Raw genomic sequence first — 9,210 nt, 5'->3', positions numbered from 1 at the left:
TACTTTCACGTATTAACCCCCTCAATCAATGGACCACAAACACCTTCTCCGATAGCTGTTATGTCATATAACGTTTAGCCGTTCCCGAAGCGTCTTATCACATTCATCTATTCTAAGTTTCGGGAACGGCGTGTTCTACGATGTATCGTGCCCAACAATCAGACAGCGCCATGGACGGCGCTTCCTTAAATTCGCCCCTAATAAAAATAAAGTATTATTAATTTATGTAAATTTTAAGAATCTCTCTCAATATTTATAGAGAAGCACGGATTCCGCAATGCTATGCATTACTCATTACTACTTATCTTCGCATTCCATATCTTCAAGAATTCCAACTCGCCCACCATTTTTAACAATTCCTGATTCTCAACGAAGTTTTGTCCATATTTGAGCCACCTTTTTGAAAAGTTCTTAAATCTCTTACATGGGTATTCTTCACACTCGTAACAATGACTAATACCTTTTTCTTTGCAACAAAGATGATAAGAGGTACAACTCTCACATCTATCTGTGAACGAAGCTCCCGGGCAAGATCTTTCTTTTCGTATGAAATTTGGGCATCCTCCACAAAAGCAACCACAAGCAGGTACTCTTCCATTATATGGTTTTAAGCAACTTATTTTGTTCAACTCCCTTCTCGCGTAGCAATTCTTTTCAAAACCGTCCGCGCCAAGGATGGCGCGTCTTTTGCACGATATGTCGTAGAACGTCTAGGGATTCCCGACGCGCCCCAACCACATTCATCATCCTCCAAGTGTCGGGAATCCCGTGTTCTACGACGTATCGTGCCCCCAGACTCAGACAGCGCCATGGACGGCGCTGCCTTAAATCTTACCCGCAATGACTCTAAGGCGCAAAATAAGAAAGATACGTCTTAACTAAAGTAATCTTTAGTTTATAAATATTGTTATATAGCATCTACATATTTAGCATTCAATTTTGTTATTTTCTCTTGCTTCTCGAATGTGATATCTTGTAAAAAAAGGCATTACCAATGTAATCAAGGTAATCCAAAGTAAATGGGCAAGTAAATACTCCCAGAAAACGTTAAAAATATTGATTGCTTTTGTATTTATGAGCACCAATACAAATATCATTGGAATAGTTATAGCAAAAGTACTATAGCCAATCCTAGTTATACGACTTACATAGTGCTCACTATTGCAACTACTGCACTTGATAAACTTGTAGCCAAAAAAACAAGATTTAATAATACTTTTCCATCTAAATGGTTCAGAGCATTTCTGACATTTTTGCACTAACACTACCTCCTCCGATTGAGACGTATAATTCTACTACTGCGAAGGATTACAACAGATTCCTTTCGTCCGCGCCAAGGATGGCGCGTCCTTGCACGATATGTCGTAGAACGGACGGGTGTTCCCGTAGCGTCCCAACCGCATTCATCATCCTCTAGTTACGGTAACATTGTGTTAGCTGGCGCGGAGATCTCCCCAAATTGACTACCTCATAGGAATACACCAAACTGACTGCCACAGCAAATTCGTTACTGGCCAATGTCATAAAATAGAGCGCTCCAGATCTTACGCCACAGTGACGGCCCAAAATTTATCTTTCTTCGGGATCGGAATATCCATGAACTAGTCCCCCGTCCCTTGGCAACTATAAATATGATACCAACCCGAGCGGAATCAGTATAATGTTATTTTATCTATCATTCCCAGTGTCAGCTAACTATGGGATCACCGAAATTTATTTCAGATATTCTAACAATTCAGGGGAATACCCGAAGGTACTTTCGGGTAATTTCCCTTTCTTACTACATTAACCGGTTAAGCTAATTAATTTCTAAAGAGTCTAAAGGACTTCGGATATTCGCTATGCTCTTCTTAGAAACATGGGTATATATTTCCGGTGTTTTAGAATTTTGATGTCCTAAAATTTCCTGAATATATCTAAGGTCTATTCCCCTCTCTAAGAGGTGTGTTGCAAAAGAATGCCTCAAAGAATGTACTGAGACCTTCTTTGTTATCTTAGCCTTAAAACAAGCTACTTCGAAGATTTTCTGAACACTTCTTTCGGTTAAATGATTTTCTTCTTTCTCACCTGAAAATAACCACTCTTTAGTTTGGTAAATCCTTATGTAATCTTTCAATGACTTTAGAGCCACGGGAGATAATATTGTATATCTATCTCTATGTCCCTTAGCTTGTCTAAGGTGGATAAGCATCCTATCTTCATCAATATTATTAAGTTTAAGTCTGACAACTTCACTAACCCTTAATCCAGCTGAGTAGATGAGAAGTAATATCATTCGATGTTTTACATTTTTAACCGAATTAAGAATACGCTGGACTTCCTCAGAACTCAATATGTCAGGTAGCTTATGCTCCTTTTTAGGTCGTAGTATGTTATCGAATATTTCTATTTCTTTTCGAAGTATATTAATAAATAAGAATCTTATTGCACTAATGACTTGGTTTGCGTAAGAATGAGATTTCTCTTTTTCATCAAGTAGATACATCAAATACTTTCTGATATCTTCTTTGCTTAACAAGTTCGAATCTTTATTGGAATATAAAAGAAACCTTCGAATATGTCCTAAATACGATTTCTGTGTTTCTTCACTGTAGCCCTTGAGCTTAAGCTCTTCAGTTACTTTTATAAGCAGATTTTTATAATGTTCTCGATAACTAAGTTCTGGTATTAAGTTATAAATTAAATTGTTGACTGCTTTATGGGTAATAATCTCTTCCTGGGCAAACAAATCATAGAAATTCTTTACTGACTCATGCATCCAATGTTTTCTTTTTGATTCCAAGACCGTCCTGAGATACTTCTAATCTTTTTCAGCCGGTCTTCAGTATAATCAAATCTGATAATCAGCCGGTCATCTCTTTTCATAGATACAAAAATAGACATCGAATACCCCCTTCCATGATTTTACTATTCTCCAGTTTTCTACAAAACCCTTTATTTTATATTCTTTGAACCATCTCAAGTTTTTAACGTTTTTGAAGTTAAGACCTTCAGGGCCTTGCTTTCAAAAAGTGTCGCCAATAGCGCCCCTTAGCGCTATCGGCGACAAAAAGCAGAAGGAGGAATGTCAGAGTATGCTGAACTTGCCTAGGAAGTTCAACATACAAAATCAGCTGAAAACAGTTATGAAAGCATTTCCCCCGGATAAAGATAGCAAAACCCAAAAAAGCGCTTAAACAGCAGCTTTTTTGGGTCCATCCCCAAGCTAACTATCAATAATAAATCTGCACAAAAGTCCACACGACTTTCCTTACGGGTATATATACCATTTATTTTCTCTGTTAGTCAGATATTATCTGCTTCACTTACCCATAAGGTGGATGATTTGATTTATATCCCCTCGTCTTTTCCGATTTTTCTGACCAGTACCCTCTCTAGTATTTTATTCAGATCCACTTTTTGGGCAGGTTTAAAGAGCACCTCAAAAGGTATGGCCTCCATAAAATCACACTTCTCCGCTGCCGTTACAAAAACAATAGGGCAAGCTTTGCTAAAGCTTCGAATATGTAAGGCAGTCTCCAGGCCAGTCAATCTTTTCATGTAATAATCGAGAAAGAAAAGGTCAAAGAACTTCTTATCTTCATCAAATTTCACAAGGAGTTCTTCTCCGCTACTAAATTGATATATATTAAAGCACACTTTATTTTCTTCCTCATATTCATGAATCAGTATATTTAGTAGTTCACGCTGGAGGGACCTATCGTCTCAAATAGCAATATTAAGCATCATCCTCACTCCTCTCTGGATTAATTTATCTGTATATAAAATAGGCCTGCCACACTTGCATTTCTGATACATAAATTTCCTATTGTTATTACACTACAATATTATACCTATTAATTGCGTATTATTGCAACTTCATTTTGATAGAATGTTATTAAACAATTGTTTTATCTAATAATGGAGGAATCATAATGCCCCCTATCAAAAGTAAGTTGTACTCAGAGGAAGAACAACAATTTCTAAGAAACATTGGTTTTAAAATCCAGTTTTTTCGGAAACAACGAGGGCTCAGTCAAAACGAGCTTGCCGAAAAATCAGATTTAAGCTATACCACCATCAGCCACCTCGAAAGCACATCTGTCTATGGTGTATCTATGATTTCCATATTTAGAATAGCAAAAGCTTTAAACGTTGATCCCAGCCAGCTTTTGATGTTTAAATAACATAGATAATATAGTAAGGGGAGAAATTATTTTTCAATATAACAATTTCAGATCAAATAAAACAAGTTGAATAAATAGCAAAGCCGCGGATCTTAATCCTGCGGCTTTGCTATTCTATCAATGACTTCTCTTTTGAGTGAACTCATTTAAGAACCCCGGTTTCATCAAATTGGGCGGCCACTAAATTTTTATAAAAGCCCTCTTCTCTAATCATTGTCTCATGAGTTCCCACCTGCATAACCCGGCCTTTATTAATAACAACCAGGGACCATCCCTGCCGGCCACTTTCTTCCTATTAAGCAAAGTCCTCTAAAAGAATGCAAAACATGAGGCCTGGCTGCAGGATTACTACGCCGGAGGTTTGAGTATGTCTAAATACTGAACCCTCTATTTTTTATGCTAATCAGGACTAGGCAAATGTCTCAGTAACGGCTACAGGCTCAAAATCCGTAAGCTTGCAGACCTCTTTGAAATAGACCAGCAGGATGAACACATCCCGCGGCTCCTCAAATTCATCCACATGCTCAATGTTGATTTGTTTCCCTGCGAAGAATGCCTTCAGATCCAGGTCCTTGTTCTCTTCCTGCCCAATCAGGGCGCTGTATTCATCTACCAGCTCCTGCAATTTGTCTTGATTTTCACCATTGACCTCCATATCCGGAAAGCGGCAATTGCTGGAATTTTCCCCGAAGCAAATCATCTCTTTGAGGGTTGATTCCGCTTCCGCTGCAGCCTCTTCTTCAGGTCTTAACATAATATATTTCTTCGACATCCTACTATCCTTTCCGGAAGCTGAGCCTCCATGATCTGAAATATCCTCCATATCCCATATGCATTCGCGGCAATCCCGGCAGTTCCCTCCTTATTTTAATTGATTCCGGGAAAATCCACCCAAATAAAAAACCCTATTCTGAGATAAGCTTCACTGGGTGAGGCCGCGGCTCCTTTACCGGAATGACGGCCCGTTTTAACCCGGGATATTCATCCAATTCTCTTAAGTGATAGGAATTAATTCCGCCGGTTTTTGATAATGAGACTGATGGAGAAAAACGCCGGAGCGGTTATTCCTGTGCAAATGCTCCGCTAAGTTTTCCCGCTGCAGCTTGATGATATCACTGTAATCCCCGTAGTGAATGAGTATTTGTTTCGCCAGCCCCTCAATTGGTTTTCCGGAGACGGGCATGACACAAAACTCTTGAATCGAAGAGCCAAAATAAGCCCCATCTTGTGCCTGTTCATAGCTTTCCAAAGTATAGCTCCCGTCAGCGCCTTCTCGATAGGTGATGGCCGCCGGAATAATCCCTCCTCCTTCTTCGCTCAGAACATTGTCATACAAGTGATAGCTTTGAGCAAAGGTTGTCACAAAAACCTTGAGTTTGCCGTCTTCCCGATGGCTGGCAAAGATATGGGGGGCCACAACGCAAAATCCCTGCCGCCCCTTATGCTTTTGAACTTCCGTCTGATAGACGAGCTGGGCCACGGGGTCATTCCCTTGATAAGCGAAGTCGGGCAAGCTGACTTCCCTGCGAATCTGTAGCCGGCTGTACCATTCCTGAGGGGATAAGGATTCATCGCTGACATTATTTCTCACCCCCAACAATTCCTTACCAAGCCTCATCAAGATTTGCCCCCGCAATCCCTCGGCATTTCCTGCTTCAAACTGAGCTAAAACATAGGGCAGGGCATTCTCGCCCCCATATTTGATGATACTCTCATAAGCCATATCGTGAGCTTTGATATAATCATCCGGATTGGAGGACTGCCCGGGGGAGGACATGATGGTCTGCAAATTGTCTTCAATAAGTTGGGCGATTTCCTGGGCTTCCGGCGAAGACTCCTTTAGTGATTCTTGACGACTGCCCGAGGGCTTATGGGCAAAAGTTAAGGCTCCCTTATAGGATTCTTCCGTAATCTCCCTGATAAACACATAAGGCCTCTCACAATAGTACTTGCCGTCTTTTTGATAGAGATAATAGGGGTCCCTGCCTATCTCAATAACCCGGTAATCCTTTTCGTCAGGGATGTCCTGAACACTCTGCCGGTTGGTTTTCTTTCCTTCCAGCAGGGCTTGGACAACCACTTCCGGTATAAAGTAGCTGTGGGAACCCCACAGGCTATAGACCTGCTCATATTGCTGGGTAGGGATGGTATAACAGCGAAAATCCCCGTCACCGGCAAGCATCGCCAGTCCTTTTTCCGAATCATAAAAATTCAGCCGATACCCCTCAGGGCCATTGTCAATATAGACTGTTAATGTCGGGCTCAGCTCATAGGGAGAGCTGACCTGCTTTTCCATCCAGCCGCTGGAGGCACCGGCCAGCCATTCTCCAAACTCTTCCCCCGTTATAAGGGAGGCCCCCTGGCCGTGAACTCTGATGATGAGCTGGTCCCGGGCCGCCGAAAGCTTGGCAGCATCATTAAGATTTAAATTTGCCGAAGGGGATTGAGAGCTTTCGGGATTGGAGATTAAGCCCAGGGAAAGGATTAATATCCCTGCCGCCCCGGCGAGCATTCCCCAAAAAGTAGGTTGCTTATAATTCAGTACATTTTTGATCCGGCTTTTGGCGCTGCTTTCGCCAAAGGCCAGAGGGCTGCCAACCATCATCCTGTGACTGAGAGCCAGGGATAGAAGAGAGCGGCTGTAATCCTGCTTGATTTCCTGGCCCATTTCCTTAAGAACTTGCTCGTCACAGGACATTTCCATATCTTTTGTCATCAGGATAAAACTCAGCCAGACCAGGGGATTAAACCAGTGAAGGCAGAGCAAAAAATAGGCCAAGGGTTTAATCAGATAATCATAACGCCGGATATGTATTTCCTCATGCTTAAGGATATAGCTTTTTTCCCCTTCGGAAAAACCCGGCGGCAAATAGATCTTAGGCTTAAGAAACCCTAACACAAAAGGAGACTGGATGGTATGGCACTCCCAAATATTGTCTCTGACAAGAATCGCCTGGCCAACCTTTCCTTTCAGCAGTCCATAGGAAATTAGGCTATAGGCCAATAAGCTTAGAAAGCCCAACACCCATACCAGGGAAGCCGCAAAAAGAATAATCTGCATGGGGTTGGCACTGGCCATGGGGGTTGCCGCAGGCAGAGAGGAAGTAACGGCTTGGCTGACATAATTGACCCCTAAGTCGACTTGAGGTTGTGCCATCATCCCAAGGCCGGCAGGAATATGTTCCATCGTATCCTTTTTCATAAAGCTAAAAAAACTCAAGGCAAAGGAGAAAGAAACCGGACTGATTAAGCGAAACAGTACCACTCCCCACAAGCAATAGGAGAAAATTTTGAAGGTTTTCCTTAAGAATAACCGGGCCAGCAAAACAAAGAGGATGGCATAGCCGGCGGTAATGCTCATGTTTAAAACAGCCAGGAATGCATCCTGCAGGAATTGTTCCATAGCCTAATCCTCCTTGTAGCTGTCAATAAGCTTCTTAAGCTGCTCAGCCTCTTGCCGGCTTAATTTTTTATCATTCATGAATGCTGTGATAAAGCCGGGCAAAGAGCCGCCAAAGGTGCGGTTAATAAACTGTTCGCTTTCAAACTTCTGTACTTGTGCTTGGGGGACAAGGGCAGTGACCAAGGCATTTTCGTTTTTTAGAATCCCCCGCTCACAGAGTTTTTTCAGGACAGTATAGGTGGTGGACTTTTTCCAGCCCAGCTGTTGTTCGCAGAGAGTCACCAGTTCGCCGGAGCCAACGGGTTCATTTTCCCAAACGATGGCCCCAAAACGATATTCACTTTCACAGAGTTTAAGCCGATTCAGAGTTAACGCCTCCTTCAGGTCTATAGTTATAGACTTTTTCTTTAATCTATAACTATAGACCCCATTTGTCAATGAGAAGGCTTGAGCAAACTGAATCCCCGGAAGGAGAAGGGCCTGGTAGCAGGTCAAATTCGTCGGCGTCAGCGCCGGAAGTAAATCCCCCAAAGCGCACCGGCTTGTTTTGCTGCACAAAATGAGAATAACTGGAAGTTCAAATGAAGATAGTTAAATATGTCCTTCTTTCAGAACATAAAACTCTCGAAAGAAGGACATATTTTTTCTGGTATTTATGGAAGGTATTTCAAGCATGTTGTTGAAATCTTATTAAGAGTATCTGAACTCATTTCTTATGACGTGACGCATTAGTAAGATTATGTGCAATAAGCCAAGAGGTTGGAACTATGAAATTCTAGAAATGAGTTACAAAATCTTGATAGGATGATTAAATGTATACACGTGAGCAAGTTTTGGAGGCCATTGACAATTGTCTGGACGAAAAAGAGCGAGAGGTTATTATTACTCGATTTGGACTTAAGGATGGAATTTCTAGGCCTTTAAGTGAAATTCAAACGAGATTAGGAGTATCACGTGAACAAGTTCGAAAAATTGAGAAGAAAGTATTTGATTATATTAAGGAACATTTAAGTTAGATCAATGAGATACCTTAGCAAAAACCTGGAATTGTTAAATTTGGTACGAAAATTAGAAAATCGTAATATTGAACTCTTGAATGGGAAGAAGAATAAAGTAAGAATATCTAAATAAAGGGAGTGATTTAAATAACTTTGTATATCTTTTTCTTTGGACCACCAGCTATGGTTATTTCATCATTTCTATGTTTGATCGGTGTTATTGTTAGACGTTCAAGTTTAGTTTATATTGGTACAGTTTTATCTGCACCATTTTCGTTGCATATATCTATGACTATATTGACATCAATTTGGAAATTTTCTGGACTAGTCATTCCGCTAACCTTATTAGGAGCGTCTTTGTCTATTCAGTTTAAGCAATATAAATATGCATATCTTTTATTGGTACCATATTTGGTATTGATTGGGTGGGTTGTAAAGGGCATTTACACACAATAGAAAGGTAAAAGTTTATGAATAGGATTCCTCTTTGGCAATGTATTACTGCGCATCATTCTGATTATGCGTTGTATGCCCGTAATGCCAACTATCGTTATCTTATACCGTTATAAGAATAATCCTGCTAATAAAAATCAACCCTAATTTCAGAAAAACCTTATAGAAAATCATTTCAATATAACTAGCA

General features: G+C 40.8%; 9 protein-coding genes and 1 pseudogene. 2 read left to right on the top strand and 8 right to left on the bottom strand.

Features of this window, described 5'->3' with window-relative positions:
- Positions 1–349: 349 nt before the first annotated feature.
- The 5 genes and pseudogenes from M8E35_RS25620 to M8E35_RS25605 form a co-directional block, all read right to left on the bottom strand.
- On the bottom strand, positions 350–580 hold the full coding sequence (locus M8E35_RS25620) for a hypothetical protein (RefSeq protein ID WP_252473801.1): 231 nt from the start codon (positions 578–580) through the stop codon (positions 350–352).
- Between the two features lie 346 nt (positions 581–926).
- Entirely contained in the window at positions 927–1,259 is a 333-nt protein-coding gene (locus tag M8E35_RS27125; protein ID WP_373887488.1) for a TIGR04104 family putative zinc finger protein, read from the bottom strand.
- 539 nt (positions 1,260–1,798) lie between these two features.
- On the bottom strand, positions 1,799–2,758 hold the full coding sequence (xerA, locus tag M8E35_RS25615; RefSeq protein ID WP_252473800.1) for a site-specific tyrosine recombinase/integron integrase: 960 nt from the start codon (positions 2,756–2,758) through the stop codon (positions 1,799–1,801).
- Positions 2,743–2,883, bottom strand: a complete 141-nt coding sequence (locus tag M8E35_RS25610; protein ID WP_252473799.1) for a hypothetical protein — start codon at positions 2,881–2,883, stop codon at positions 2,743–2,745. The genes xerA and M8E35_RS25610 overlap by 16 nt, the downstream gene beginning before the upstream one ends.
- Positions 2,884–3,330: 447 nt before the next feature.
- A pseudogene (locus M8E35_RS25605) lies at positions 3,331–3,693 on the bottom strand (response regulator); the annotation flags it as partial.
- 221 nt (positions 3,694–3,914) lie between these two features.
- On the opposite strand from M8E35_RS25605, the gene M8E35_RS25600 reads away from it, so the two are divergent.
- On the top strand, positions 3,915–4,166 hold the full coding sequence (locus M8E35_RS25600; protein WP_252473798.1) for a helix-turn-helix domain-containing protein: 252 nt from the start codon (positions 3,915–3,917) through the stop codon (positions 4,164–4,166).
- A 409-nt stretch (positions 4,167–4,575) separates the two neighbouring features.
- Here M8E35_RS25600 and M8E35_RS25595 read toward each other — a convergent pair whose 3' ends face one another.
- The 3 genes from M8E35_RS25595 to M8E35_RS25585 form a co-directional block, all read right to left on the bottom strand.
- Positions 4,576–4,938 (bottom strand): hypothetical protein, encoded by a 363-nt coding sequence (locus M8E35_RS25595; protein WP_252473797.1) that lies wholly within the window; start codon positions 4,936–4,938, stop codon positions 4,576–4,578.
- A 222-nt stretch (positions 4,939–5,160) separates the two neighbouring features.
- On the bottom strand, positions 5,161–7,569 hold the full coding sequence (locus tag M8E35_RS25590; protein WP_252473796.1) for a DUF5301 domain-containing protein: 2,409 nt from the start codon (positions 7,567–7,569) through the stop codon (positions 5,161–5,163).
- 3 nt (positions 7,570–7,572) lie between these two features.
- A complete protein-coding gene (locus tag M8E35_RS25585; protein WP_252473802.1) occupies positions 7,573–7,935 on the bottom strand; it encodes a BlaI/MecI/CopY family transcriptional regulator in 363 nt (120 codons plus the stop codon).
- A 446-nt stretch (positions 7,936–8,381) separates the two neighbouring features.
- On the opposite strand from M8E35_RS25585, the gene M8E35_RS25580 reads away from it, so the two are divergent.
- Positions 8,382–8,585: a sigma factor-like helix-turn-helix DNA-binding protein gene (locus M8E35_RS25580; RefSeq protein ID WP_252473795.1), complete on the top strand. Its 204-nt coding sequence runs from the start codon at positions 8,382–8,384 to the stop codon at positions 8,583–8,585.
- Positions 8,586–9,210 lie beyond the last annotated feature (625 nt).

Origin of the sequence: Desulfosporosinus nitroreducens, from assembly GCF_023897015.1 — a bacterium.
In the GTDB taxonomy this organism is placed as follows: Bacteria; Bacillota; Desulfitobacteriia; order Desulfitobacteriales; family Desulfitobacteriaceae; genus Desulfosporosinus; species Desulfosporosinus nitroreducens.
Note: the sequence above shows the minus strand (reverse complement) of the source record. Positions and strands in the feature narration are given on the sequence as shown.